This is a genomic window from Nocardia sp. NPDC056564 (assembly GCF_042793755.1).
GTDB lineage: Bacteria > Actinomycetota > Actinomycetes > Mycobacteriales > Mycobacteriaceae > Nocardia.
The window spans coordinates 621842-648022 of the sequence record NZ_JBHTUR010000002.1 but is presented as its reverse complement, the minus strand read 5'-3'; the positions used below and the strand labels follow the sequence as shown (position 1 = coordinate 648022).

The following is a 26181-nucleotide window of genomic DNA, read 5'->3' as shown; positions in this document are numbered from 1 at the left end:
ATTGCTATCGGGACTGGCAGAAAGACCGCTCCCCCGGTAAGCAGATCGACATCATCGTTGGCACTTGGTTGTGTGCCGGTGTCCCCTCAGATTACGCCCATCACGGTTCCCTACCGCCGGAGCGCGGTCAAGCGAGTTTCGCCGGCGGGCAGTCGTCCAGGCAGTCAGAGGTGCTGCCACCAGCCCTCGGCGATGGCGCCCGACGCGACGAGTACCGACGGGCCGCGCAGCCAGGCGGTGCCGTTGGCCAGGCCGACGGTGACCTCGCCGCCGGGGATGCGGACGCGGACCTCACCGGTGCCGGTGCCGATATCGAAGCCTTCGCGCGCCAGCGCGGCTGCCGCCGCGGCGACGGTTCCGGTTCCGCAGGAACGGGTTTCGCCGACGCCGCGTTCGTAGACGCGCATGTCGACGGAGCCGTCGGCGAGCGCGGTCACGATTTCCACGTTGACGCCGTGCGGGAAGAGGTCGGGGTCGTAGCCGGGGGGCACGGACAGGTCGAGCTTGGCCAGCCCGTCGGCGGACAGCTCGGGGACAACGCAGGCCAGGTGCGGATTGCCGACATCGATGCCGATGCCGGAGTACGCCCAGCCCGCGACGGTAGCGGTGGATTCGCCCAGCTCGCGCACGACGCCCATGTCCACGGTGACCATGTCCACCGTGACGTCGCCGTCGACCGAACCGGCGGAATGCACGACGACCGGCCTGCCCCCGGCGCGGCTGCCGACCACGAACTCGCGCGCGCTCTCCAGACCGGAAGACACCAGGTAGTGCGCGAACACGCGCACCCCGTTGCCGCACATCTCGGCGATCGAACCGTCGGCGTTGCGGTAATCCATGAACCAGTCGGTCTCGCTCACCGCGGGCGGCAGCTCCGCGAGCACGCCCGCGGCCCGCAAGGCACCGGCCCGAGCCACCCGCAGCACACCGTCGGCCCCGAGGCCGCGCTGCCGATCGCACAGCGCGCTGATCCGCTCGGCGGTCAACTCCAGCTGAACCTCGAGGTCAGGCAGCACCACGAAATCGTTCTGGGTGCCGTGCCCCTTGGTGAACTCGATATCCGACACGTACGCGTTCTCCCTAACTACTCGTCATTTAGCAAACGTCCGGCGCTGCCGGGAAATTTCGTAGAGCGCGACCGCGGCGGCCGAGGGCGCGCCGAGCGAGCTCGCGGTGCCGCCCATCGGAATGTGCACCATGTCGTCGCAGGCGTCGGCCCAGGCGGCGCTCATTCCGCTGGTCTCGTTGCCGACGACGAGGATGGTGGCCTCGGTGAAGTCGTGGTCGTAGGCCGCGCGCGGCCCGTTCTCGTCGGTGCCGACGATCCGGGTGGGAATCCCGCGCCGCACCTGCCGATCCCGGAACTCCAGAACCTGGGCGGCGCCGGCCGCGCGCAGCACCGGCATCGCGAACAGCGAACCGGTGGAGGCGCGCACCGCCTGCGGGTCGTACTGGTCGGCGCCGTGCCCGGTGACGATCACCCCGCTGGCGCCGAACGCGTCGGCCGAACGGATCAGCGTGCCGAGGTTGCCCGGTGAGTTCGGGCGGTCGAACACGACGACCACGGGCGCGTCCTCCCCCGGCTCCCCCGGTTCGAAGGTGTCGAGCTCCTGCTGCCGCGACACCGCGACCGCCACCAATTCCGGTATGCCGCCGGCCTTTTCCCCCAGCTCGGCCATCAGTTCCGGCACCAGGCCGACCTGCGGCACGTCGCTGGTGTCCAGCACCTCCCTGGCCCAACTGGACAAGTCGGGAGTCCCGAGGCGGTAGAGCAGCGTCTCCAACGGCCAGTCGTTGGCCACGGCCTGGGTGATCGGGCGCACGCCCTGCACCAGGAAGCGCCCGTCGCGATGACGTTTGGTCCGGTTGTTCAGGTACGCCTGCCACACCTGGACCGAGGCATTGCGGGTGCTCACACGTCGGGTCACTGCGGAGTCCGTTCTTTCTCGTCGAGCAGGGCGAGCGCGGTCGCCACCAGATCGGGGGCGGCGCCGTCCACCCAGTGCACCCGGGGGTCGCGCCGGAACCAGGAGCGCTGCCGTCGAACGTAGCGCCGGGTGCCGATGAGGGTGCGTTCTTGCGCGTGCTTCAAGTCGTATTCGTTGTCGAGGTAGGACAGGACTTGTGCGTATCCGATGGCGCGCCGGGCGGTGACGCCGTCGCGCAGGCCGTGGTCGAGCAGGCCGCGGACCTCGTCGACGAGTCCGGCGGCGAACATCAGCTCGGTGCGGCGTTCGATCCGCTCGTCCAGGGCGGCGGTGTCCCGGTCGACGCCGATGATCACGGTGCCCCAGCGCGGCGTGCCGATCTCCGGAGCGGACGCGGCGAACGGCTGACCGGTGAGTTCGACGACCTCGAGCGCGCGCACCATGCGGCGTCCGTCGGTGGGCAGGATGGTGGCCGCCGCGGCCGGATCGGCGGCGCGCAGCGCGGCGTGCACGGCATCGACTCCGCCCTCGGCGAGCACGGCTTCCCAGCGGGCGCGCACGGCCGGGTCGGTGGCCGGGAACTCCCATTTGTCCAGCAGCGCTTGCACATACATCATCGAGCCGCCGACGATCACCGGGACACGACCGCGCGCCATGATGTCGGCCACGTCCGCGCCGGCCGCGTCCTGGTAGGCCGCGACGGTCGCGGTTTCGGTCACGTCGAGCACGTCGAGTTGGTGATGCGGAATGCCCCGCCGCTCTTCGACGGTGAGCTTCGCGGTGCCGACATCCATGCCGCGGTAGAGCTGCATCGCGTCGATGTTGACGATCTCACCGCCGAGTCGTTCGGCCAGTTCGAGGCCGAGGTTCGATTTGCCGGTCGCGGTCGGGCCGACAACGGCGATCGGGGTGATGCCGGGATCGCTCACGACTCGGCCCCGCGGTGCGCGGCGAGATCGCGTGCCGCACGCGCGTGATCGGGTCGCCGGGAGCTCGCGACAACCAGCTTCGAGGCGAACCAGGCCGGTGCGCGCCCCCGGTCCGATGCCCTGGCGCCTGCACTCATGCGGACTCCGCCGGTCGCCACAGACTCACGTCGTAACCGACGCCGAACGGAGCGTCCTGGTAGAGCGTCTCGACCACCGGATCGGTGTCGAACAAGCCGGCGAGGACCTGATACGCGGCCCGGCCGGACAGCGCCAATTCCGCGCACAACTCGAGATCCAGGGCACGTAGTCCGGCCCGGTCTCCCGCGGCCAGCGCACGGTCCACCTCGGCCTGCACCGCGGGAGCCCGCTCGTCGAGATACCCGGGAGCCTTCAGGGACAACGTCGCCGCACCATCGGCGATCACGAGCACACCGTTCCGCTCGTCTGAATTGTCTAATTCCGCGCGTAGTTTCGCGCCGAGTTCGAAGCAGCAAGCCACCGGAGTGTCCTCGGCCACAACGCGAACCTCGGCACGCACGCCCGGCGCCACCTGCCCCCGCAACCATCCAGCGATCAACACCGGCAGCGGATGCTGGGGATCCGGCTCCCCCGACGCGTCCGGCGACAGCGCGACCCGCACATCCGCGCCGAAGCCGCGGAACGTCCCGACGGCCTCGGGGCCGAACACCTGGTCGGCGGCTCCCGTGCCGAGCACTGTCCAGCGGTCTGTCACTCCCGCAAGCCTTTCCGCGGCGGCCAGCACGGCCGCCCGCAGCACCGCCCGCGGATCGTCGGATCGGCCGGGAATCGCGCCCGTCGCACCGCCGCAGAGCTCGGGCACCAGGATCGGCGGCGACGGGACCAGGGCGGCAATCGAGAACACGGGACAACCGTAACCGTTCCGCACGCCGCCCCTACGCACCGCGGGTACCGCCCGGGTTCGAGTGTCTCTGCCGCAAAGCTGGTCGAGATTGATACTGTTCGATGAGCTACAACCCAGGTCATCAGGGGTTGCAATCCCCGAGATTCCTGCACGTGAAGGCCTGGGTCGATGGTCACAAGCGCTCGGACCGGGTTCAATGGGATGAGCTAGGGCGTAACCAGGCAGCCGTGACGCGCGGCAGGGACGAGGAGCAATGACCGACAGCAACGGAACCGCGAAAGCCAGCCCCGGCGCGATGCCGCGCTCTTCCGGTGCCCCGAAACCCGGCGGCTCGGTCCAGCCTCCCAAGCCGCACGCGACGCCGGGCCAGACCCAGCATCCGCATCCCGTCGTGCCCACCACCTCCGATCCCAGCGCCTGGGGCCGGGTCGACGACGACGGCACCGCCTGGGTGCAGACCGCCGACGGCGAACGTCAGGTCGGCTCCTGGCAGGCCGGTGACGCCGCCGAGGGGCTGGCCCACTTCGGCCGCCGGTTCGACGACCTGGCCACCGAGGTCGCGCTGCTGGAAGCCCGCCTCGCGGCAGGCGCGGACGCGCGCAAGACCAAGGCCGCCGCCGTCGCCCTCGCCGAATCGCTGCCCACCGCCGCCGTCATCGGCGACATCGATGGCCTGGCCAAGCGCCTGGCCGCGATCGCCGAACACTCCGAAGAGGCTGCCGCACAGGCCAAGGAGGAGAAGGACAAGGCGCGCCACGAGCACACCGAACGCAAGGAAATGCTGTGTGCCGAGGCGGAGAAGATCGCCGCCGAGTCCACCCAGTGGAAGGCCGCGGGCGATCGGCTGCGCGAGATCCTCGACGAGTGGAAGTCGATCCGCGGCGTGGACCGCAAGGTCGACGACGCGCTGTGGAAGCGCTACTCGAAGGCACGCGAGGCGTTCAACCGCAGGCGCGGTGCGCACTTCGCCGAACTCGACCGGGAACGCGCGTCGGCGAAGACGCGCAAGGAAGAGCTGTGCGTGCGCGCCGAGGAGCTGTCCGGCTCGACCGACTGGGTCGGCACCGCGGGCATCTTCCGCGACCTGCTGGCCGAATGGAAGGCCGCGGGCCGGGCGCCGCGCGAGGCCGACGAGGCGCTGTGGCGGCGGTTCAAGAGCGCTCAGGACGTGTTCTTCGCCGCCCGCAACGCCGCCGTCACCGAACGCGACGCCGAGTTCGACACGAACGCCGCCGCCAAGGAAGAGCTGCTGGCGGCCTACGAGCACATCGACCCGGCCAACGGCCTGGAGGCCGCTCGCGCGTCGCTGCGTGAGCTGCAGGACAAGTGGGACGCCATCGGCAAGGTCCCGCGCGAACGCATGCAGGAGCTGGAAGGCAAGCTGCGCGCCATCGAGAAGCGGGTCCGCGACGCGGTCGACGCGCAGTGGCGGCGGACCGATCCGGAGGCGATGGCGCGGGCCGCCCAATTCCGTGAGCGGGTAGCGCAATTCGAGGAGCAGGCGGCCAAGGCCCAGGCGGCGGGCAAGGCGCGCGACGCGGAGAAGGCGCTGGAACAGGCCAAGCAGTGGCGGGAGTGGGCCGAGGCCGCGGAGGGCGCGGTCACCAACCGCTAGCGACCCGCACGGCGGCACCGATCGCCGAAGCCGCACACGTCCTGACGCGTCGCATACCGAATTGCATGCGATTCGGTATGCGTCTCGTCAGATGGTGTGCGGGTGATCCGTGCCGCGCATGTCGATCCGGCGAATCCCACGAACAGGTGGCGTCCAGGAGTCGTGCGCCCGCTCGCGAACGGCGTGATGCACCCGCGGAAGTTGAACCGCTACTTCACTTTTCGCCGGTGAGGCGACGGCGGTCGCGCTCCTCGGCGGCGGCCGACGCGTTGCGGCGCTGCTCTTCCGCCGCCAGTTGCAACGCGGTGCGACTCCAGACCACGCGGATCCAGTGGAACGTCAACACGATCGCCGCGATGGTGCCCAGGATGAGCCCGATGGCCGGGCCGGCGCCGTGGTAGTTGTTGATGCCGGGCGTCTGCCGGTGCCAGATCGAGAAGACGCCGAACACGCTGGTGATCGCCGTGCCCGCGACCGCGATCCAGGCCAGGAACCAGCGCCGGGTCATCAGCGCGAGCGTCGAGAAGCCGACCCCGAAGACGACCAGGAACCAGACGAAGATCCGCGACGGCAGCCCGATGTGCTCCATCCGCGCGGCCTCGGTGCCGAGCAGCACGTCGAACCCGCGCGCGCCGCCGGCATGCGGCAGCACCAGCGAGAGCAACAGGACGAACACCGCACCGGCCACCACCATGGCGCGCACGCCGGGATCGATCTCGCCGGCGATGCGCCGTTCCACCGCATCGAGATCATCGCGGAACTGTTCGAAGTTGCTGCTCTCGACCGAGTTCACTGAACCCTCGTTTCGTTCGGCTGGTTCGTGGTTCGCTGCTGTGCCCGCGTCCACTGTGCCATCACCGGGTTCCGGTGCCGCGGCCGACCCACTACCGCCGGTAGTAGGTTTGCGCTCGGGTTCCGCGCCACCGGCCACGAAGCCGTCTTCGCCGGGCTTGTCGTTCACGCCGCCCCCTCGATCCTCGGTTCCGGCTTGCGCGCACCGGCGCCGCGCTCGATCGGCCCGGCGCTCGAACCGCCTTCATGACCGAGTACGCCGACGGTGTCCGAGCTTCGCGCACTCATGCGCCGCAACCGGTCGAACAGCCGGCGGCCGCGACCGGTTCCGGCGCGGGCGCGCCGATGCGGGGCAGTCCGAGGCCGACGCCGATCGGCTCGGTCTTCGGGGTGACGCCGCGTTCGTGCGCGTCGCCGGCGGCGGTGCGCCGATGCGACTTGATCGGCGAGTCGGCGATCAGGTGATGCGGCGCGGCCTCGGTGATGTCGACGGTGACGATGTCGCCGGGACGGATCGGCTCCGGCGTGCCGCCCGGCCGGAAATGCACCAGCCTGCCGTCCCTGGCGCGACCGCTCATCCGCGCGGTGGCGGCGTTCTTCTTGCCCGCGCCGTCGGCGACCAGCAGTTCGACCTCGGTGCCGATGAGCGCCAGGTTCGCCGCCAGCGAGACTTCCTCCTGCAACGCGATGAGCCGCATATAACGTTCCTGCACAACGGCTTTCGGCAGCTGATCGGGCATGTCCGCGGCCGGCGTCCCGGGCCGCTTGGAGTACTGGAAGGTGAACGCGCTGGTGAACCGCGCCTGCCGGACCACGTCCAGGGTCTCCTGGAAGTCCTCCTCGGTCTCCCCCGGGAACCCGACGATGATGTCGGTGGTGATCGCCGCGTGCGGCATGACCGCCCGCACCTTCTCGATGATGCCCAGGAAGCGCGCCTTGCGGTAGGAGCGGCGCATCGACTTGAGCACCTTGTCCGAGCCGGACTGCAACGGCATGTGCAGCTGCGGGCAGATGTTCGGCGTCTCGGCCATCGCCTCGATCACGTCGTCGGTGAACTCGGCCGGGTGCGGGGAGGTGAAGCGCACGCGCTCCAGGCCGTCGATGTCGCCGCACGCACGCAACAGCTTGGCGAACGCGCCGCGATCGCGCGTCTCCGCCGGGTCGGCGAACGAGGCGCCGTAGGCGTTCACGTTCTGCCCGAGCAGCGTCACCTCCAGCACGCCCTGGTCGACCAGGGCCTGCACCTCGGCGAGCACGTCACCGGGACGACGGTCCACCTCCTTGCCACGCAGCGACGGAACGATGCAGAAGGTGCAGGTGTTGTTGCACCCCACCGAGATCGACACCCAGCCCGAGTACGCGGACTCGCGCTTGGCCGGCAGGCTCGACGGGAACGCCTCCAGCGACTCCAGGATCTCCACCTGCGCCTCGGCATTGTGCCGCGCGCGTTCCAGCAGGACCGGCAGCGAGCCGATGTTGTGCGTGCCGAACACCACGTCCACCCACGGCGCCTTGCGCACCACCGTGCCGCGGTCCTTCTGCGCCAGGCAGCCGCCGACGGCGATCTGCATGCCGGGCTGGTCGGCCTTGATCGACGCCAGATGGCCGAGCGTGCCGTAGAGCTTGTTGTCCGCGTTCTCCCGCACCGCGCAGGTGTTGAGCACGACCAGGTCGGCCGTCGCCCCCGGCGCGGCCTTCACGTAGCCCGCGTCCTCCAGGAGTCCGGACAAGCGTTCGGAGTCGTGCACGTTCATCTGGCAGCCGAAGGTGCGTACCTCATAGCTGCGAGCGCCGTCTGCGGGGAGCTGGTCGGGGTTCAACACCGCCTGTCCGATCGAATCCACGCGTCCAGAGTACGGGCAGCGGCAACCCCAATTTTAGGGGCATAGGCCTCGGGAACGCGCCGCCAAACGGCGGCACGTTTGGCGTCGGCCCGCTCACTTGTGGCAGCGGGCGTCCTCGCACACACCTACGCTGATCAGGCACGCTGCGTCGGCGCAGCGCCCGCCCAGGCGTTCGACGGGCGCGATTCGGACGAACCGGACGAGAGCGTTAACGGGACGTGTCTGCTCGGCGCGGCAAAACGGTGTGTCGCCGAAACTCGGGCAAATCCGCATTTTGCCTTTACAGTCTTGGACCATGACCGACGACGCCGCCGCGCCCGATACAACCGGGAACGCTTCAACCGGGGACGCCAGCGCCGCCAGCGCGCCGATGATCTCGATGCGCAACGTGCAAAAGCACTTCGGTGAACTTCACGTCCTGCGCGATATCGACCTGGAAGTCCCCAAAGGACAGGTAGTCATTGTTCTCGGGCCCTCCGGTTCCGGGAAATCGACGCTGTGCCGCACTATCAACCGCCTCGAACCCATCGACTCCGGTGACATCGCCATCGACGGTGTCCCCCTGCCCGCCGAAGGCCGCGGACTCGCCGCGCTGCGCGCCGACGTCGGCATGGTTTTCCAATCGTTCAACCTCTTCGCGCACAAGACGATCGTGGAGAACGTCATGCTCGCGCCGATGAAGGTCCGCAAGATCAAGAAGGACGCGGCGCACACCCACGCCATGGAACTGCTGAACCGGGTCGGCATCGCCAACCAGGCCGACAAGTACCCGGCCCAGCTCTCCGGTGGCCAGCAGCAGCGCGTCGCCATCGCCCGCGCACTGGCGATGAACCCCAAGGTGATGCTGTTCGACGAGCCGACCTCGGCGCTGGACCCGGAAATGGTCCAGGAAGTGCTCGACGTGATGGTCTCGCTGGCCAAGGACGGGATGACCATGCTGGTCGTCACCCACGAGATGGGCTTCGCCCGTCGCGCGGGCAACCGCGTCCTGTTCATGGCCGACGGCCAGGTGGTGGAGGACACCGAACCAGAGGTCTTCTTCACCGCGCCGAAGTCCGATCGTGCCAAGGACTTCCTCGGCAAGATTCTGAGCCACTGAAACATAGAGATCGACCCGCTGCGCCCGTGCCGAACCCTTGGCCGGCCTTGTGCCAAGACCACGGCCAGCAAACCCAGGAGAGGGAGAAGGAAACTCGATGAGGATCAACCGTGCTCTGCGACTCGGAATCGGCGCGATCGCGCTGACCGTCGTCGCCGCGACCGCCACCGCGTGTGGCGGCGGTGACAGCAAGTCGGCCCTGGATCACGCCAAGGACGGCAAGCTCACCATCGGCATCAAGTTCGACCAGCCCGGCCTCGGGCTGCGCAACAAGGACGGGTCCTACAGCGGCTTCGACGTCGAGGTCGCCAAGTACGTGGCGGGCAAGCTCGGGGTGAAGCCGGAAGGCATCACGTTCAAGGAATCGCCGTCCGCCCAGCGCGAGACGCTGATCGAGAACGGCCAGGTCGACTACGTCGTGGCCAGCTACTCGATCAACGACGCCCGCAAGCAGAAGGTCGACTTCGCCGGCCCGTACTACGTTGCCGGACAGTCGTTCCTGGTGCGTGCCGACAACACCGACATCGGCAGCCCGGAGTCGCTGAAGGGCAAGAAGGTCTGCTCGGTGAAGGGCTCCACGCCCGCACAGAACATCGAGAAGAACTTCAAGGACACCCAGCTGCAGGCCAACGACACCTACTCGCTGTGCCTGGAAGGCCTGCGCGCGGGTTCGTGGGACGCCGTGACCACCGATGACATCATCCTGGCCGGCTACGCGGCGCAGAGTACCGGCGCGTTCAAGGTCGTCGGCAAGCCGTTCACCAAGGAGAACTACGGCATCGGCCTGAAGAAGGGCGACAAGGAACTCCGCGACAAGATCAACGACGCGATCGAGGCGATGTTCGCCGACGGTTCCTGGAAGAAGGCCTTCGACGCGAGCGTCGGCGGATCCGGATACCAGGCGCCCGAGCCGCCGAAGGTCGACCGGTACTGAGTTCTACCCCGCACGGGTGGCCCGACGTCACCGGGCCGGGCCGCCCGCCGCACTCCCCTGAAAATCGAGACCCGATGGGAGGGACACGGACGCCGTGTTCGACCTGATCTCGAGGTATGACGATCAAATCCTCGACGCCTTCTGGGTGACCATCAAACTGACCGTCCTTTCGGCGGTCGGCGCGCTGATCCTGGGCACTTTAGTCGCCGCGCTGCGTGTGTCCCCCGTACCGATCGCCCGCGCGGTAGGCACCGCCTACGTCACCATTTTCCGCAACACCCCGCTCACGCTGATCATCGTCTTCATGTCGCTGGGCCTCTACACCACGATGGGCTGGAAGCTCGCCGGCGAGGGACCGGATTCGGTCGCGCAGAACAACTTCCGCTACGCCATCGTCGGACTCAGCATCTACACCGCGGCGTTCGTCTGTGAATCCCTGCGCTCCGGCATCAACACCGTGGCAATGGGCCAGTCGGAGGCGGGTCGCTCGCTCGGCCTGACCTTCAGCCAGAATCTGCGGCTCATCGTGCTGCCGCAGGCCTTCCGGGCAGTCATCGCCCCGCTCGGCAGCGTGCTCATCGCGCTGACCAAGAACACGACGATCGCCTCCGCCATCGGCGTGGTCGAGGCCGCGTTCTTGATGGCCGACATCAACGAGAACGCCGCAGACGTCATCTCCGTCGGCGCCATTTTTGCCCTCGGCTTCGTCATCCTGACCCTGCCGACCGGCCTGCTCTTCGGCTGGCTCGCCAAACGATTCGAGGTCGCACGATGACTGCTGCGCCTTCGGTGCTGTTCGACGCACCAGGCCCCCGCGGACGCCTTCGGCACCATGTCTACTCGGTCGTCGTTATCGTCGCCGTGGCATCGTTTCTGTGGGTGCTCTACAGCGGCTTCGCCGACAAGGGACAGTTCACCGCCGAGAAGTGGAAACCGTTCCTCGACCTCCAGGTCTGGGAGACGTACCTGCTGCCCGGCCTGAAGGGCACCGTCGTCGCCGCACTGTTGTCGATCGTGTTCGCGCTGGTGATCGGCATGATCTTCGGCATTCTGCGGTTGTCCGAACATCGCGTGGTGCGGGCGGTCGCAGGCACGATCGTCGAGGTGGCACGCGCCATTCCGGTGCTGATCCTGATGATCTTCCTGTACTTCACGTTCGCGAAGTACCAGGTGTTCAAATCGGACGATCTGGCGCTGGCCGCCGTGGTGATCGCGCTGACCATCTACAACGGCTCGGTCGTCGCGGAGATCGTGCGAGCGGGCATTCGCTCGCTGCCGAAGGGACAGACCGAGGCCGCGGTGGCCTTGGGCATGCGCAAGAACCAGCTGATGCGGCTGATCCTGCTCCCGCAGGCGATCACCGCCATGCTCCCCGCGCTGATCTCCCAAATGGTTGTCGCCCTGAAGGATTCGGCACTGGGTTACCAGATCACCTACGTCGAGATCGTTCGCTCCAGCCAGCAGCTCGGCTCGGCCGAACAGAACACGATCCCCAGCCTCATGGTGATCGCTATCGTCATGGTCGTGCTCAACAGCGCCCTGACCCAGGCGGCCACCCGCCTGGAACGGCGCTTGCGCACACGTAAGAAGGGCAAGGGCGGCGGCGCCGTGGTCGGGACGGAATCGGTACTCACCGACGCCGCACCCGGCATGGACCTCACCAAGAAGTAACAGCCCGACCCCGACGCGATGCGGCGGTGCCTTGGACGCGGTAATCCGCTCCAGCGCACCGCCGTTCGCGTTGAATGCCGCGTTCCGCCGCAGGTCGGAGTGCGCGCTTCGGCATTCCGATGAGTCTGAGAAGTCCGATGGAACCGATCGCAACGCTGATGCGTCAAACCTTCTGAAGAACAACTCAGAGGGGGCGCGGGCAGGCGGGGGCTGTCCGAGTCAGGTTCGTTGCCAGCACGATCATCCATCAAAGGTAGAGCTATGCGGTATGCCAGTTCAGTTCGCAAACAACCATCCTCGACAACAAGGGTGATGGCAGGCACTTTGACAGTTGCCTGCATGGGGGCATTGGTTGCGCTGGTCGGCACCGGGGTCGCTTCCGCGAGGCCCGAAAACTGCACCGACACAATCGATTCCAGAAAGATATCAGTGAACACGGTGTGCAGTTCTGGCTCAGGGTGGCACCGAGCGGTAGCGGTTTGCGAAGATCCCGGCACGGGGGAACGGTCGTTCCAATACGGGGAATGGGAAGAAGCAACCACGGTATCGCGGGCATTCTGCCGGGGAGCACAGTACGTGTCCTCCAGCGGCCTCGATACGAAGAATTAGGGGGAAACAGCACATGCGCATCAAATATCTCGCCGCCATCGGCATCTTCGCCGCCACTTCGGTCGCACAGATTCTCGGCTCACCGTCTGCCGCCGCAGGAACGCCGACAGATTGCGTTACGAAATTGATCGGACGAGGCGCGATCGTCACGTGCGGAAACTCGAACGGCGGGAGCTATCGAGCCACCGCGATATGCATCAGCATCGATGGCACACAGGAAGTTCCACGCACCGCGCCGATCTGGGTACAAAATGGGGCGTCCATGGTGACCTGCCCCGAATTCACTATCGAGACGCATCCCGGAGTAGAGACCAGGGACTACTGAGCACGACTGGCAAGAGGTCACCGGTTCGGATTCGGATAGACGACTCGGCGGTGTGCTGGAAGCGGTAATGCGCTCCAGTGCACCGCCGTGTGCGTTGCTGGAGACTGCGCCGATGCTTTGGTCGAAGCGGCGTGACCTCGTGGTGCCCTGTCTTCGGGGGATGGCGTGAGGATTGGGGGCGGGTGGGTGTCGGAGGGGGCGGCTAGCATCGCTGGGGTGTGGGTCGGGCGAAGGGTTTCCGGGGTTCTGGCGTTTGTTGTGCTGCTTGCTGTAGTTGTGGGGACGGCTTGGGAGCAGCAGCCGCGGGGGTATCGGGGGGAAGCGGCGGCGGGGGACGTTTTCAGTGCGGAGCGGGCGTTTCGGGTGGTGCGGGAGATTGCGCAGCGGCCGCATCCGGTGGGGACGGCGGAGCACGATCGAGTTCGGGATCATCTGGTCGGTGCGTTGCGCGAGCTCGGGGTGGATACCGAGATCCAACAGGGGGTCGGGCGGTATCCGGGGTCGCTGCGGCGGGATGTGGTGGGGATGGCGCGGGTGGCGAACATCGTCGCCCGGATACCGGGGACGGATTCGACCGGGACGGTTTTCCTGACGGCGCACTATGATTCCGTCGCTTCGGGGCCCGGCGCGAACGACGACGGGGTCGGGGTGGCGGCCGTGCTGGAAGCGGTGCGGGCGCTGCGGGCGGGCGGCACCGCGTTGCGCAATGACGTGGTGGTGCTGCTGACCGATGCGGAGGAGACAGGGCTGCTCGGGGCGGAGGCGTTCGTCGCGTCGGGCAAGGACGGCCGGGCCAACGGTGTGGTCGTCAACCACGAGGCACGCGGGGCGGGCGGGCCGGTGCTGCTGTGGCGGACCACCCATCCCGACAGCTCGCTGGTCGACGCCGTCCGCAAGGTCGCGCCGTATCCGAACACGGACTCGTTGACCACGACGTTGGCGGGCGCGCAGACCGGGAGCAATACCGACTTCGCCTCGTTCGAGCCGGGCGGGCTGCGGGTGCTCGACTGGGCCTATGCCGGTCGTAGCGCGTACTACCACAACATCTTCGACGATCCGGCGCACGTCGACCTGGCGACGATGCAGCAGATGGGTGACAACAGTCTCGCGCTGGTCAAGGAGTTCGGCGGCAAGGATCTCCGGGTCGAGGACGACGCCGATCGGTCGTTCTTCCAGCTGCCGTTCGGGCTCCTGGTGGTGCTGCCGTTCTGGGTGATCATGGCGCTCGCGGCGGCCACCGGCATTGCCGTCGCGGGGCTCAGCTGGCGGCTCCGGCGGGCCGGCGAGGCCAGTCTGCGGAAGATATTCGGTTCCGCCGCAACGGCTTTGGTCGCCGCCCCGCTGGCGACGGGCGCGGTGTACGGGCTGTGGGAAGTGGTGAAGATGATCCGGCCGGAATACCGGCCGCTGTTCGTCGATCCCTATCGGCCCGAGTTCTATTACGTGTCGATCCTCGTGTTGTCCGCCGCGGTTCTCCTGGCTTGGTACGCGATCGCGCGACGACTGTTCGGCACCACGGCCGCCATGGCCGGGCTGCTGTGCTGCCTGGCGGTATTGGGCGGAATCCTCGCGATCGTCGCGCCCGCCACCGCGCATGTGCTGGTCGTGCCCACCTTGGGTGCGACGGTCGGGGTGGCTGCCACCTTCGTGGTACCCGAACGATGGCGGCTGCCCGTGCTGACCATCTTCCTGGTACCGGCGGCGGTATTCCTCGGCAGCGCAACCTGGCCCGCGTTGCAGACCGGCATCACCACCGCCCCGTTCCTGGTCGCGCCCGCCGTGGTGCTGCTCGGCGGGCTGCTCCTGCTGCCTCTGGCCCAGGCATGGCCGGATCGGCGCGGCTGGGCGATTCCGTCGACCGCGTTCGCCGTGGCCGTCGCATTGGCCGCCACAGGTCTGGCGGTCGATCGTTTCGATGACCAGCATCCGCTGACCTCGCAGCTCGTGTACGCACTCGACGCCGACCGCAACGAGGCCCGCTGGCTGTCGCGGGACTCCCCCGATCGGTGGACCCGCAACTTCGTCGGCGAGAGCGCACCGAGCGGGCCGTTCGCTCAGCTCTGGCCGACCACCGTCGCCAGCGGCCCCGCACCGGCCGCCGAACTCTCGCCACCGACCGCCGAAATCCTCTCCGACACAACTGAATCCGGACAACGAACCGTCCATCTGCGCCTCCGTACCACGCGCGCCGCCACGAGCATCGCCCTGCGCTACGAGACGGCACCGACCGCCCTTCGGGTGGCCGGGCGCGACCTGACCCCGGTGCCGAAAACGGGCTTCCAGTTCTACGCCCCCGCACCCGACGGCGTCGACGTCGAACTGGTCGCGCCGGCCGGTCCCCTGTCGCTACAACTGGTCGACTACACCTGGCTCCCCGACTCCGGCATCCCGGCGTATCGAAATCCCCCGGGCGACATCTATTTCCGACAGGACAGTGCGGGCGCGGTCTTCGTCTCCATCCCGGGGCTGTGAGCTTCGCGACCCTATTCGTCCAGCTCGCTCAGCACCTGCAAGATCAAACCCCGGGCCTCCCGGCCATACACGGCCGCTCCCTTGAGCACCTCGAACATGCGGGCATACAACGCGCACTCGGCCGGCTGGGTGACCTGGATACCCGCGGTCGGCGTCTCGAGCGCGACCATCGCGTCGTCGAAGATCCAGAATCCGGTGGAACCGACCGCCTCGCGTTCGGTCATGAGCGGAATGATGCCGAGCGAGATGTTCGGCATCGACATCAGCTCCAGCAGCCGGCCCAGTTGTCCCGCTTGCACTTCCGCCGTGCCGAACCAGGTGCGCAGCGCCTGCTCCTCGAGCACGGCGACGAACCGCTTGCCACCGCGGTGCAACACCCGCTGCCGATCCATGCGGACCGCGACGGCTTCCTCGAGATCGTTGGGCGTTTCGAGGAAACGGATCCAGAACGACAGCATGGCCGCCGTGTACTCCGCCGTCTGGAACAGGCCGGGGATGACGTTGTGCTCGTAGATGCGGAACACCTTCGTCGCCTGGTACCGCTCGGGGGTGTGCGCGCCGAGCACTCGCTTCATGCCGGCCCGGCTCTGCCGCCGGTATTCGAGATAGGCCGAGTCGACCGCGCGCAAGGTCGCCATCAGATCGAGTTCCTGATCGACGGCGGCACAGACCCGGCACCAGGCGCTGATGTCTCGATCGGTCGGGAACTGCACGCCGTTCTCGATCTTGGACACCCGAGTGAAATGCTGACCGGTCTCCGCGCCGAGCTGACGGATGGTGATACCCGCGGCTTTGCGGATATCCCGCAGCCGGTTGCCGAGGGCCCGTCGAGCCTCCTGCGCGGAACTAGCTGGGCCGGTAGTCACGGTGTGGGATGGACAGCCGCCACACGGCCTCGAAGGCGTTGCGGCACAGCTGAATATCGTGCGGATCGAGGGAGGTGACCTGATCGGTGGCCACGCCGCCGCCCGCGTAGTGGAGGAAGATCACGAGCCGGTTGTCGAGCAGGTAGAAGTCGTTGCCGGGCATGGCGACCGAGGATGTCCGGCGCCGAGGCACCCAGCGAATATCCTCGCCGGCCTCGACCATCGGTGCGGCGATGCTGTGCGACCAGCGCTGATAGTCGCTCAGCGGCTCGGACACGACCCTGGCCCGGCGCACCGAGCGGCCCGCCGCGACGTGGGCGCGGACCGTCGTGCACCAGCCTTGCAGCCAGGCCAGGTCGTCGGGTTCACCGGCCGTCCACTGCGCGATATGCGGCAGCTCGGCCGCCGTGCTGTAGGTGTCCCGAGTCTCCAGATGCACTGACTCCACCGCGAACTCGCCCAGTAATCGCTCGAACTCTTCATAGGCTATCGATGCCACGGTCTCCCTTCCTGAAGAACTGAATCATTCGGTCCGGGATCTCCACGCACGTTTCGCCTTGCGGAATGTTCATGTGGGCAAGAGCCTCGGGGTCGGTGACTACCCATCCCTGGACGATCCACGAATCCCGGTCGGTGCGGTACACCGTGGGCGAACCGTTGGGGTTCGAGCCCGGATCTTCGCCGATAAAAGTCAGACGCATCGTTGACCCCTTGTCCTGGGATGTTGCGAACTGTTGCCCCGAGCGCGTCGATTGTCGCGCTCCGCCGGACCGCCGGTCAAGGCCAGGTTTGCTGGTCAAGTGATCGAATAAGCGTGTGGTGCAGGGAAATCCGGGAAGGTTCCAGTCAGGAACCGCCCGCCACCGATGTCCGCAACTTTTCGCAACATGCTGTCCATCCGGCACCGGCCACTTCTAACCTCGGAGGTTGCACGCGAGACGGAAACCGAGGAGAGGGCAACTGGGGATGTGGGGACGGCCTACGGCGATCGGGTACCTGCGCCGCGATGTGTCGGGGGTATCGCAGGTCTGGGACGAGACGCAGATTCGCAGTGTGGCAAAGAGACTCGGGTATGAACTGACCAAGATCGTGGTGTTCGGCGCGCAGACCGAGCAGCCGGTGCAGCAGTTGCTGAACGCCATCGAGCGGGTAGGGGCGGATGCGGTCGTCATGCCGAATCTCGCGCATCTCGCGGACGAGCTGGATCGGGTGGTGCGGGTGTGCGACGTGATCACGGTGAATCCGGAGAACACCTACGCGCGCTGGGTTCTGCCCGCGGACCGGTGGCCCGCGCCCGGAACCGGAGAAGCGGCAACCCCCCTCGACGAGACCGGCAGCGACCAGCACCCGGACGGGTTCGAACGCCTGGACTGACGTCAAGCGGGCTGGTCACCACCGTTCGGGTCGCGGGCCCCGCGCAACCGACGTCGCCCCGCGCGGGTGTACCGATCTGGTCGCTCGCCCCGCCGACGTCTGTGCCGCGATTGATTCCCACTCGAGATGCCGGTGGTGACCACGACGGCAGGTATCGCAGCGAAACAATCACCTCTACATAAGCGACGGGATTATCGGAAAAAGTATGTACTACAACTGATTTCACCCAGAGACCTGGGTACCGTGCTCATCGGACCAGCGTACCGATCGGATCCGAACTGGCCGACGAGACGACCCTGCCGGTGATCGGTATCCAGTCGCCGACTTCGCCGGGGTGCGGCGCGGCGGCAGGCAGTTCATCGGCCATCGCCGGGGTGCAACAGGAATGAATGAAGGAGTGTGGAGGGTTTCTGTGGTTCGCAAGGGTGGAATGGTCGGTGCGCTCGCCGCGGTGACGATCGGTGCTGTCATATCGATGGCTGGACCAGCCGGTGCACACAGTGAACTACCCGCCCCCGGTGCACAGGAGACGGCAGCCAGCTCACCAGACGATGGCAAGAGCACTTCGGCCCAGGACAGCCGAGTCACGCCCGAGGCGCCGACCCGCTCGACGGAATCGGAGATGGGCGACTGGGCACCGGTGAACGCGATGGCCGTATGGAACGGTAGTTGATCAGGTCCGGAGCCGCTGGCGCGCGCGGAGACACATGCCTGGATCTAGCGTCATCCGCGCCGCACGGCCGTCAGAGGTGGGTTCTTGCCGAGGGCGTGGATGTATCGAGGTCCTGGTACGTGCCGATGATGGCGGGCCCGCAACCTTCGGGAAGGTGCGCCACGGCTAGTGCGACCGCATCTTCAGCCATATCGACAACAGCGATCGTTTTCGGCCCTTCGGGCATGTAGCGGCCACGCAAGACGTAATACTTCCCGCCAGTCGAGCACACGGAAGGCACGTCAAAGGAGAACGGGTACCGTGTGCAGCGGCTCAGGATAAGAGTCGTGCTGACGCTGGTGGCCGGGAACAGCATTCGCAGACGCGGTTGCGCATAGGCCGCTTCGATCAGGCGGTGGTCCAGGTCAGGGCGTTGGGTTCGCAAGAAAGCCCATCGGGCCGCCACCGGGTCGTGCTCATCCGCCTGCGCCCGAAACTCTTTGTACTCGACGAACGACCACGCCTTGTACAGCGCCCAGCTGGTGGTGCCGGACTGCCACTGCACCGCCGCAGCTGCGCAAGCCGCCAGATCGGAGGTGGTGCCGCCGGCCATCAGCACCCCATACGCCCGGAATCGCATCACGAACGCCCGCTTGGTGGTGTCGAGGTCGATACTGAGGCTTCGGATGCCGTCGTCGATTCGCGCGCTCACGAATCGCTTGTCCTGCTCACGTGCTGGCAGCACGATCACATCGAACCCGGTGCTGTCTATCGCGGTCTGCAGCATGCTCAGGAGATTGTCGGCCGACTCGAGTTCGGGATACCACGGCAGCAGTCGTTGCAGGCTCTCCGAGAACACAACTCCAGTGTGCCAGCGACTGAAACAGGCAACCAGGTAACCGCAGGTCAAGTTTGAAAGCCGTGCTGGAACAGTGCCCCAGCGCTTCAAGCCGCCGAGCATGTCCGTGGCTTCGGCGAAATGCTCACCATGCCGCAGGGCAAACATCTACTCGGATGGATCGCTTCTGTCCGCTCCGATGACCTGACGCGGCAGACGCAGGGTCGTTATTGGTTGTTCCGGTGGCGGTACCGCCTGGTCAGTGCGATCGCGGCGACGATCCAGTTGAGGGTCACCAGGATCGCCAGGGTCCAATCTAGGGGCGATGCGGTACCGCGGAACACATGGATCAGGGGGAAGGCGCCCAGAACGGTGACGAGCGTGGTCATCACGACGAAATAGGTATCGGCTTGCGGGATGGCAAAGAACTTGCTCATGGCGTCGCCTCCACTGGTTCGGTCGTAACGGGTGCCTAGTCCTGTTCCAGATCCGAGGTATCGAATTCGGCTTGGGCCAGTTCGGTTTTGACCACGGTGAAGGCCGTCGATTGGCTGTATCCGCGGCGGGCGAGCATGCCGACCAGCCGGCGGATCGTCTTCTCGCGGTCGAGGCCGGACGGGATGCTGCGGAGTTTGCGGCGGACGAGTTCGCGGGCGCGGGACTCCTCGTCGTCGGAGCTGATCGCGTCGAGGGCGGCGTCGGCGTCGGATTGGGCGACGCCCTTGCGGCGAAGTTCCTGGGCGAGCGCCTGTTTGCCCTTGCCGGAGAAGGTGTGCCGGGCGTGTACCCACTCCTCGGCGAAGGCCGCGTCGTTGATCAGGCCGACCTCGGTGAGCCGGTCGAGGGCGCGGTCGGTGATCTCGGCGCTGTAACCCTTGGTCGCCAAGCGCTGAGCGAGTTCGGCGCGGCTGCGGGCGCGGACGGCGAGCAGGCGAAGACATGCCTCCTTCGCCTGCTCGACCGTCCCGCCTGGCGGAGTGAGCTCCGTGGAGCGGCCACCCCGCTCGGATCCGGCCGCCACCGGATCCGCCCATCGGCCTTCGGCATGTTCGGAATCAGCCGACTGGGAGTCTGTGCGCCGGGACGACTTTCGTCGTCCGCGGCCGGACCCAGTCGAACGCGCCCGCTGCGGATCGGACGCGCTCGACCGAGTTCCCAACGTGTCCGCTTCGGCCGAACCACCTTCGGCCGAACGAACTCGTCCGGGGTCCTGTTCGCCGGGCCAAGATCCGAGTGGATCGGTGGAGGCACCAGAGGCGGACAGGAGTTCATGAAGCCGACGGCGCATCTCCTGCACCGGCTCGGACCGCGACTCATCGGGCGCGGTCCGGCGCGGCTGGGGCGAGCGTCGGCCGTTCATCGGATCAGAAATCGGCGGGGACCTCGGTGCCCGCGTCCGCGGTCACATCGGCGCCGATGCCGAGCTTCTCCTTGATCTTCTTCTCGATCTCGTCGCGGATGTCGGTGTTCTCCAGCAGGAACTTGCGGGCGTTCTCCTTGCCCTGGCCGAGCTGGTCGCCCTCGTAGGTATACCAGGAGCCGGACTTGCGCACGAAGCCGTGCTCGACGCCCATGTCGATGAGCGAGCCCTCCTTGGAGATGCCCTGGCCGTAGAGGATGTCGAACTCGGCCTGCTTGAACGGCGGGCTGACCTTGTTCTTCACCACCTTCACCCGGGTACGGTTGCCGACCGCGTCGGTGCCGTCCTTGAGCGTCTCGATGCGGCGCACGTCGAGGCGGACCGAGGCGTAGAACTTCAACGCCTTACCACCCGTGGTGGTTTCGGGGGAACCGAACATCACGCCGATCTTCTCGCGCAGCTGGTTGATGAAGATGGCGGTGGTGTTGGAGTTGCTCAACGCACCGGTCATCTTGCGCAGCGCCTGGCTCATCAGACGAGCCTGCAGGCCGACGTGGCTGTCACCCATCTCGCCCTCGATCTCGGCGCGCGGCACCAGCGCGGCCACCGAGTCGATGACGATGATGTCGATGGCGCCGGAACGCACCAGCATGTCGGCGATTTCGAGCGCCTGCTCACCGGTGTCCGGCTGCGAGACGAGCAGCGCGTCGGTGTCGACGCCCAGCTTCTTGGCGTAATCCGGGTCGAGGGCGTGCTCGGCGTCGATGAACGCGGCGACGCCGCCCGCCGCCTGGGCATTGGCCACCGCGTGCAGCGCGACCGTGGTCTTACCCGAGGACTCCGGGCCGTAGACCTCGACGATGCGGCCGCGCGGCAGGCCGCCGATGCCGAGCGCGACGTCCAGCGAGATGGACCCGGTCGGGATCACCGCGAGGGGCTGACGTACCTCATCACCGAGACGCATGACCGCGCCCTTGCCGAAGTTCTTCTCGACCTGAGCCAGTGCGAGTTCGAGAGCCTTGTCGCGGTCGTACGCCTGTGGTGCCATGTCTTGATCCCCTTTTCGACGGGTAAGTCTCTGCTGTGGTTGGCGCCAACATTAGAGGGCGGCACCGACAAGTTCTGACGGCAAGATTAGACGAACACGTGTTCGAGTCAAGCGACGCGGCCGGTTACCGCTTCCCGAGTTTTCCGGCCGGGCTCGTGTGCGCAGCTCAGTGCCGGTGGCGGCCGACGGTAAGTCGCAGGTCAGGTTAGCCGGTGCCCGAGCGGTTCCTCGCGTCCGCCCGAAATCCGGGTTCGACCTGGGTCAACGCACCAGGGATACCCGATCGCTGTGCAGCAGCGTCTGCGCCTGCTTGAACACGCGTAACGAGGGGGTGACCTCGAAGTCGGTGATGCCGTCCAGCGGGCCGAGGCGCTCGGTGATGTAGCGATAGAGGTGGGGCGTGTCGCGGCAGATCATCGACGCCATCAGGTTGGTCGGGCCGGTGGTCGCGGCCACGAACACGATCTCCGGATGGGTGGCCAGCGCCCGGCCCACCGCGTCCAGTTCGGCCGGGCGGACCCGCAGCCACAGCGCCCCGCGCACGCCGTACCCCATGCGTTCGATCGCGAAGTCCAGGTCGAAATACAGCACGCCGGACCGGGCCAGCTCGGCCATGCGGCGCGCGACCCTCGGTGCGGTCCAACCGGTTTCAGCGGCGATCTGGGCGTACGGCGCGCGGCCGTCCCGGCCGAGCAGCGCGAGCATCGCCTCGTCCTCCGGCGTCAGGTCCGGCGGCGCGTCCGGCTCGGTCCCCTCCAGCCGGGAGCGCTGTGGACCCAGCGCGCGCAGTTGCTCCGCGGTGAACAGATGACCGAAGCGCGGCCATTCCTCGTCGGCCTCGAACCGGTGCATCACCTCGTGCGCGATCACCTCGCGCACCTGGCTGGCCCGCGGCAAGGTGTGCAGCAGCAGGGCGTCGCGGCGTTCGATGGAACGCGGCCGGCTCACACAGGTCACCTCCGAGCCGGTGGACAGCAGCGTGACCCAGCTCAAATCCGGGAATCCGGCCAGTGATTCGGCCAATCGCAGCGCCTTGTCCGGGGTGGATTTGATCCGCAGCACCCAGCGCGCGTGCCCGAGCGGGACCGCGTTCACCTGCCCGGAGACGTGCATGATGCCGCGCTCGCGCAGCGAACGGTAGCGCCGGGCGACGGTCTGTTCGGAGACGTCGAGGATGGCGCCGAGCGTGGTGAACGGGATCCGGGCGTCGTGCACGAGTGCGTGCAGGATCTGCCGGTCGAGAACGTCCAGCGCGGAGGATTCCGGAGCATCGTCGTGCCGCATAGGAGGAATCTAACGCAGCAGCCGATCTGACTAGGGCGATACGTTCGATTGCCGCACGCTAGGCGTCGATATCGTTCGATTCCGCCGTGGAGGCACCTGTGAAGAAATGGCTCCCCCTGTTCGCCGCGTGTCTCGGCACGCTGATGCTGCTCATCGACGTCACCATCGTGAACGTCGCGTTGCCCGACATCGCGGTCGACCTGCGTGCCGGGTTGTCCAGCCTGCAATGGGTGGTGGACGGGTACGCGCTGGCCTTGGCGGCGCTGCTGCTGGTGCTCGGTTCGCTCGCCGATCGGGTCGGCGCGAAACGCGCCTACCTCGCCGGGCTGGTCCTGTTCGCGCTCGCCTCGCTCGGTTGCGGGATTGCCGACACCGCGTCGAATCTCATTGCGGCGCGGGTGCTTCAGGGAATCGGCGGCGCGGCCATGTTCGCGACCACGCTGTCGCTGCTGCATTCGACCTACACCGGACGCGACCGCGGCATCGCGTTCGGCGTCTGGGGTGCGGTGTCCGGTGCGGCGGCGGGCATCGGGGTGGTGCTCGGCGGCGTGCTGACCGAGGCGCTGTCCTGGCGGTGGATCTTCTTCGTCAACCTGCCGATCGCGGTGCTGGCAATCGCGTTGACCGTCAGCGTGTTTCCGGCGTCGGTGCGGCGGGCGGACAAGGCCGTCGACGTGCCCGGCATGCTCGCCTTCGCCACCGCGGCGACCGCGCTCACCTATGGCGTCATTCGTGGTGGTGAGCATGGCTGGTCGGATGGTCGTGCGGTGACCGCGCTGGTCCTGGGCGCCGCCGCGACCGCGATCTTCGCGGTCGTCGAGAATCGTGGCGCCGCACCGATGTTCCCGCTGGCGTTGCTGCGCAATCGCGACTTCGGCGCGACGCTGCTGGGGGCGAGCGGCCAGACGTTCGCGGCGTTCGCCTGCACTCCCCTGGTTTCGCTGTGGCTACAGCAGCAGTTGCGGATGACGCCGCTGCACGCCGGCTTGGCCCTGCTGCCGATGGCCGCGACGGCATTCCTGGTCGCCGGGGTGTTCGGCCGGTTGATGCACGACGTCGCGCCCAAGTGGACCATCGGCGCCGGGCTGGTGGTGGTCGGCATCGGCACCGGACTGCTGACCGTGATCGATGCCGGATCATCCTGGGCGGCACTGGTTCCCGGGTTCGTGGTGATCGGCGCGGGCATCGGCGTCAACGCGCCCGCGCTGGTATCGGTCGGCATGGCCGCGGTGCCGCCGCAGCAGGGCGGCACCGCGGCGGGCGCGGTGAATACCGCACGACAGCTCGGCCTGGCCCTCGGAGTCGCGGTGCTGGGCACGGTGTTTCGCGGCGTCTCGGGCGACGACCAGCCGGTGACGTTGCCGCACTTCGTATCCGGCCTGGACGCGGCCTTCACCGTCGCCGCGGCGGTCGGCATCGTCTTCGGCGTGATCGCCTTCGCCCTGCTCCACCACCGGCGCCCCGCCGCAGCACCGGACAACACCCACCAGAAAGTCGCCGCCGCCTGACACCGCGCATCAATTCTCCACACGCAGGTATTCACTAGCGACATCCTTCGTGATCAACGGGACATGACGGCGGCTCCACTCGTACTCTGCCGCCGTCATGTCCCGTTCGCAGCGCGGCACCGGGCGGTTGCGGTTTAGGTCGGGCGGGTGGGGCGCTGCTCGTGGGTGGAGAGTGATTACTGCTGGGGTAGAACCGAATCGTCGCCTGGTTCGCGGGGGCCGTGGATGCGGCGGGCGGATTCGGGGATGCGGACGTCGTTGATGCTGGCTTCGCGGCGCGACATCAGGCCGTCGGGGGCGAATTCCCATTGTTCGTTGCCGTAGCTGCGCCACCATTGGCCGGATTCGTCGTGCCATTCGTATTGGAAGCGCACGGCGATGCGGTTGCCCTCGAAGGCCCAGAGGTCCTTGCGCAGGGCATAACCGTTTTCCGAAGCCCACTTGCGGGTGAGGAATTCGACGATGGCGGCGCGGCCGGTGAAGAACTCGTCGCGGTTACGCCACACCGAGTCCTCGGTGTAGGCGGCGGCGACCTTCTCCGGGTCGCGGGTGTTCCAGGCGTTTTCGGCGGCGAGCACCTTGACCTTGGCGGATTCGAGATCGAACGGTGGCACTGGGGGTCGCACGGACGACTCCTTCTCTCTGGTGGTTCAGGGATTGACGGGGGAAAGTTCGGGCGGACCCCAGCGCAGTGGGCCCGCGCCGGCGCGTTCGACCACCTCGGCGATGGTGAAGTCGATCGAGCATTGCGCACCGGTGGTGAAAGTTTCCGGCGCCCAGGTCAACTCGGCGGTTCCGGTGAGCTGGAGGGTGCCGCCGGTGGTCCAGTCCGGGACGAGGACGCCGCAGCGCGGGTTCACCTCGATGTTGCCGAGAGTCATGAACATCGAGTTGCCCCGATAGTCCGGCCAGCGCAGGTGGGTCGGCGAAAGTACCTGCAGGAAGCCGGGATTGCCGCCGCGATGCGAGGCGTCGGCGTTACCCTCGGCGTCGGCGGTGGCGACGAAGAACGCGTCGGCCGCGCTGATCGCGGCCTGCTGACCGGCGTCGAGTTCGGTGCCGCGCCGCGGCAGCGGCGGCTCGACCTCCGGGTGGTAGGACTCGATGTGCCTGCGGGTGATGTACTTCGGGCAGTTCGCGTAGACCTGCTCGGTGGCGATGCGCAGACCGCCGACCGCGGCCGTCGCGGAGCCGTTGACCCGCATCCGCCTGCGACGCTGCGGTTGCAGCGCGATCATGCCGACCCGGGCCGGACGAGACAGCGCCTCCCGCAATGGATCTCCCACCGCGGGCCGCGCGTCGACGGCGATGGTGTCCGCGTCGACGGCGTGCATGAAGCCCGGCGGCCCGACCAGCTCGCTGGCCCACAGCCGGCCCGCGTCGTCGGCGGCCGCGATCACCACCATGGGCTGTTCGGCCAGGAACGACGCGGCGACGGCCGGGATGTCGGCGCGGATCGACCGGCCGACCCGGTCGGCGATCTCCGCCTGCCCCATCCGCTGCTGGACGGCGAGCTCACCGGAATGGAAGGGCGACATCGCAATACTCCTGTCCGGCGGGTAATCCGTTAAACAACGCTGCGGCTCAGAAGAATCCGCAGGTCGGCGCCGCGCCGCTGGGTGCGGGCGCGGACTCGGCGCCGCTCGGCGCGTAGACCTCGAGCCGGATGCCGTCGGGGTCGGTGAAGAAGATGCCGCCGGACGCGGTGCCCTCACCGTGCGCGACGACGCCGTCATGCAGGATCCGCACCGACTGCGCGCGCAGCGCCGCCTCGACCGCGCGCACCTGATCGATCGAGTCGACCTGGAACGAAAGATGGTGCAGGCCAGGCGTTTCGACGGAGAACGAGCCCGCGCTCTGCTGCCACAGCGTCAACGAGAGCTTGCCGCCCGCGCCGAGGAACGCCCATTTCCGCTCGCCGTCGGTGCTCGCGCCGAGCTGCTCGAAACCCAGTGCGCGACGGTAGAAATCGACCGAGCGCTCCAGGTCGGAGACGTTCAGGCCGATGTGTCCGGTGGCGAGCTGGGGTGCGGCGACCGTGGTCATGTGATCCTCCTCGACGGGCGAAACCGTCTGCAACGGTTTTACTGGTTAGACGATAACCATCGCCCGCCACCGCCGTCAACCTGTAAAATGACTTTTAACGGTTA

Annotated in this window: 27 protein-coding genes; 9 read left to right on the top strand and 18 right to left on the bottom strand. The window is 67.5% G+C overall.

Features of this window, described 5'->3' with window-relative positions; genetic code table 11:
- Positions 1 to 164: 164 nt before the first annotated feature.
- The 4 genes from dapF to ACFQ9K_RS07120 all read right to left on the bottom strand — a co-directional run bounded on the left by dapF (position 165) and on the right by ACFQ9K_RS07120 (position 3740).
- The gene (gene dapF / locus ACFQ9K_RS07135) at positions 165 to 1058 is read right to left on the bottom strand and encodes a diaminopimelate epimerase (RefSeq protein ID WP_378719165.1); all 894 of its coding nucleotides are present in this window, start codon (positions 1056 to 1058) and stop codon (positions 165 to 167) included.
- A 33-nt stretch (positions 1059 to 1091) separates the two neighbouring features.
- Positions 1092 to 1928: a TrmH family RNA methyltransferase gene (locus ACFQ9K_RS07130; RefSeq protein ID WP_378719110.1), complete on the bottom strand. Its 837-nt coding sequence runs from the start codon at positions 1926 to 1928 to the stop codon at positions 1092 to 1094.
- Positions 1925 to 2857, bottom strand: a complete 933-nt coding sequence (gene miaA / locus ACFQ9K_RS07125) for a tRNA (adenosine(37)-N6)-dimethylallyltransferase MiaA (protein WP_378719108.1) — start codon at positions 2855 to 2857, stop codon at positions 1925 to 1927. The genes ACFQ9K_RS07130 and miaA overlap by 4 nt, the downstream gene beginning before the upstream one ends.
- 133 nt (positions 2858 to 2990) lie before the next feature.
- Positions 2991 to 3740, bottom strand: coding sequence for a hypothetical protein (locus ACFQ9K_RS07120; protein ID WP_378719106.1), 750 nt, complete (start codon positions 3738 to 3740; stop codon positions 2991 to 2993).
- A gap of 253 nt (positions 3741 to 3993) precedes the next feature.
- On the opposite strand from ACFQ9K_RS07120, the gene ACFQ9K_RS07115 reads away from it, so the two are divergent.
- Positions 3994 to 5355 (top strand): DUF349 domain-containing protein, encoded by a 1362-nt coding sequence (locus tag ACFQ9K_RS07115; protein ID WP_378719104.1) that lies wholly within the window; start codon positions 3994 to 3996, stop codon positions 5353 to 5355.
- A 214-nt stretch (positions 5356 to 5569) separates the two neighbouring features.
- On the opposite strand, the gene ACFQ9K_RS07110 is transcribed toward ACFQ9K_RS07115, so the two are convergent.
- The 3 genes from ACFQ9K_RS07110 to miaB all read right to left on the bottom strand — a co-directional run bounded on the left by ACFQ9K_RS07110 (position 5570) and on the right by miaB (position 7991).
- Positions 5570 to 6202, bottom strand: coding sequence for a hypothetical protein (locus ACFQ9K_RS07110; RefSeq protein ID WP_378719163.1), 633 nt, complete (start codon positions 6200 to 6202; stop codon positions 5570 to 5572).
- 110 nt (positions 6203 to 6312) lie between these two features.
- Positions 6313 to 6435: a hypothetical protein gene (locus ACFQ9K_RS07105; protein WP_378719103.1), complete on the bottom strand. Its 123-nt coding sequence runs from the start codon at positions 6433 to 6435 to the stop codon at positions 6313 to 6315.
- Positions 6432 to 7991 carry a tRNA (N6-isopentenyl adenosine(37)-C2)-methylthiotransferase MiaB gene (gene miaB, locus ACFQ9K_RS07100; protein ID WP_378719100.1) on the bottom strand — a complete coding sequence of 520 codons (1560 nt, stop codon included), beginning with the start codon at positions 7989 to 7991 and terminating at the stop codon, positions 6432 to 6434. The genes ACFQ9K_RS07105 and miaB overlap by 4 nt, the downstream gene beginning before the upstream one ends.
- Positions 7992 to 8361: 370 nt before the next feature.
- On the opposite strand from miaB, the gene ACFQ9K_RS07095 reads away from it, so the two are divergent.
- From ACFQ9K_RS07095 to ACFQ9K_RS07070, 6 genes are all read left to right on the top strand, one after another.
- On the top strand, positions 8362 to 9090 hold the full coding sequence (locus ACFQ9K_RS07095; protein WP_378719161.1) for an amino acid ABC transporter ATP-binding protein: 729 nt from the start codon (positions 8362 to 8364) through the stop codon (positions 9088 to 9090).
- A 97-nt stretch (positions 9091 to 9187) separates the two neighbouring features.
- The gene (locus ACFQ9K_RS07090; protein ID WP_378719098.1) at positions 9188 to 10024 is read left to right on the top strand and encodes a glutamate ABC transporter substrate-binding protein; all 837 of its coding nucleotides are present in this window, start codon (positions 9188 to 9190) and stop codon (positions 10022 to 10024) included.
- A 94-nt stretch (positions 10025 to 10118) separates the two neighbouring features.
- On the top strand, positions 10119 to 10799 hold the full coding sequence (locus ACFQ9K_RS07085; RefSeq protein WP_364721091.1) for an amino acid ABC transporter permease: 681 nt from the start codon (positions 10119 to 10121) through the stop codon (positions 10797 to 10799).
- Positions 10796 to 11695, top strand: coding sequence for an amino acid ABC transporter permease (locus tag ACFQ9K_RS07080; RefSeq protein ID WP_378719096.1), 900 nt, complete (start codon positions 10796 to 10798; stop codon positions 11693 to 11695). Before ACFQ9K_RS07085 ends, ACFQ9K_RS07080 begins: the two co-directional genes overlap by 4 nt.
- 622 nt (positions 11696 to 12317) lie before the next feature.
- Positions 12318 to 12629: a hypothetical protein gene (locus ACFQ9K_RS07075; RefSeq protein ID WP_378719094.1), complete on the top strand. Its 312-nt coding sequence runs from the start codon at positions 12318 to 12320 to the stop codon at positions 12627 to 12629.
- 363 nt (positions 12630 to 12992) lie between these two features.
- A complete protein-coding gene (locus tag ACFQ9K_RS07070; RefSeq protein WP_378982891.1) occupies positions 12993 to 15101 on the top strand; it encodes a M20/M25/M40 family metallo-hydrolase in 2109 nt (702 codons plus the stop codon).
- Between the two features lie 11 nt (positions 15102 to 15112).
- Here the strand turns inward: ACFQ9K_RS07070 and ACFQ9K_RS07065 are convergent, their stop codons facing one another.
- Genes ACFQ9K_RS07065 through ACFQ9K_RS07055 form a run of 3 tightly spaced genes read right to left on the bottom strand, consistent with a single transcriptional unit; the run spans position 15113 to position 16668 of the window.
- Complete coding sequence (locus ACFQ9K_RS07065) at positions 15113 to 15967, bottom strand: helix-turn-helix domain-containing protein (protein ID WP_378725847.1); 855 nt, start codon at positions 15965 to 15967, stop codon at positions 15113 to 15115.
- Positions 15948 to 16466: a DUF6879 family protein gene (locus ACFQ9K_RS07060; protein ID WP_378725849.1), complete on the bottom strand. Its 519-nt coding sequence runs from the start codon at positions 16464 to 16466 to the stop codon at positions 15948 to 15950. The genes ACFQ9K_RS07065 and ACFQ9K_RS07060 overlap by 20 nt, the downstream gene beginning before the upstream one ends.
- On the bottom strand, positions 16447 to 16668 hold the full coding sequence (locus ACFQ9K_RS07055; RefSeq protein ID WP_135232271.1) for a hypothetical protein: 222 nt from the start codon (positions 16666 to 16668) through the stop codon (positions 16447 to 16449). The genes ACFQ9K_RS07060 and ACFQ9K_RS07055 overlap by 20 nt, the downstream gene beginning before the upstream one ends.
- 352 nt (positions 16669 to 17020) lie before the next feature.
- On the opposite strand from ACFQ9K_RS07055, the gene ACFQ9K_RS07050 reads away from it, so the two are divergent.
- Positions 17021 to 17341: a hypothetical protein gene (locus ACFQ9K_RS07050; RefSeq protein ID WP_378725850.1), complete on the top strand. Its 321-nt coding sequence runs from the start codon at positions 17021 to 17023 to the stop codon at positions 17339 to 17341.
- Between the two features lie 743 nt (positions 17342 to 18084).
- On the opposite strand, the gene ACFQ9K_RS07045 is transcribed toward ACFQ9K_RS07050, so the two are convergent.
- The 5 genes from ACFQ9K_RS07045 to ACFQ9K_RS07025 all read right to left on the bottom strand — a co-directional run bounded on the left by ACFQ9K_RS07045 (position 18085) and on the right by ACFQ9K_RS07025 (position 22523).
- Complete coding sequence (locus tag ACFQ9K_RS07045; protein WP_378725851.1) at positions 18085 to 18999, bottom strand: DUF6193 family natural product biosynthesis protein; 915 nt, start codon at positions 18997 to 18999, stop codon at positions 18085 to 18087.
- 59 nt (positions 19000 to 19058) lie between these two features.
- On the bottom strand, positions 19059 to 19268 hold the full coding sequence (locus tag ACFQ9K_RS07040; protein ID WP_378725853.1) for a hypothetical protein: 210 nt from the start codon (positions 19266 to 19268) through the stop codon (positions 19059 to 19061).
- Between the two features lie 35 nt (positions 19269 to 19303).
- Positions 19304 to 19852 carry a recombination regulator RecX gene (gene recX, locus ACFQ9K_RS07035; protein ID WP_378725854.1) on the bottom strand — a complete coding sequence of 183 codons (549 nt, stop codon included), beginning with the start codon at positions 19850 to 19852 and terminating at the stop codon, positions 19304 to 19306.
- A gap of 343 nt (positions 19853 to 20195) precedes the next feature.
- Positions 20196 to 21239 carry a recombinase RecA gene (gene recA, locus ACFQ9K_RS07030; RefSeq protein ID WP_378725856.1) on the bottom strand — a complete coding sequence of 348 codons (1044 nt, stop codon included), beginning with the start codon at positions 21237 to 21239 and terminating at the stop codon, positions 20196 to 20198.
- A 261-nt stretch (positions 21240 to 21500) separates the two neighbouring features.
- Complete coding sequence (locus ACFQ9K_RS07025; RefSeq protein WP_378725858.1) at positions 21501 to 22523, bottom strand: Lrp/AsnC family transcriptional regulator; 1023 nt, start codon at positions 22521 to 22523, stop codon at positions 21501 to 21503.
- Between the two features lie 98 nt (positions 22524 to 22621).
- Between ACFQ9K_RS07025 and ACFQ9K_RS07020 the strand changes: the two genes are divergently transcribed.
- Entirely contained in the window at positions 22622 to 24031 is a 1410-nt protein-coding gene (locus ACFQ9K_RS07020; protein WP_378982888.1) for an MFS transporter, read from the top strand.
- 176 nt (positions 24032 to 24207) lie between these two features.
- On the opposite strand, the gene ACFQ9K_RS07015 is transcribed toward ACFQ9K_RS07020, so the two are convergent.
- Genes ACFQ9K_RS07015 through ACFQ9K_RS07005 form a run of 3 tightly spaced genes read right to left on the bottom strand, consistent with a single transcriptional unit; the run spans position 24208 to position 26077 of the window.
- Positions 24208 to 24657 (bottom strand): nuclear transport factor 2 family protein, encoded by a 450-nt coding sequence (locus ACFQ9K_RS07015; protein ID WP_378726541.1) that lies wholly within the window; start codon positions 24655 to 24657, stop codon positions 24208 to 24210.
- 24 nt (positions 24658 to 24681) lie between these two features.
- Positions 24682 to 25569 (bottom strand): pyridoxamine 5'-phosphate oxidase family protein, encoded by an 888-nt coding sequence (locus ACFQ9K_RS07010; RefSeq protein ID WP_378726543.1) that lies wholly within the window; start codon positions 25567 to 25569, stop codon positions 24682 to 24684.
- A gap of 46 nt (positions 25570 to 25615) precedes the next feature.
- Entirely contained in the window at positions 25616 to 26077 is a 462-nt protein-coding gene (locus ACFQ9K_RS07005) for a VOC family protein (protein WP_378726545.1), read from the bottom strand.
- Between the last annotated feature and the right edge of the window lie 104 nt (positions 26078 to 26181).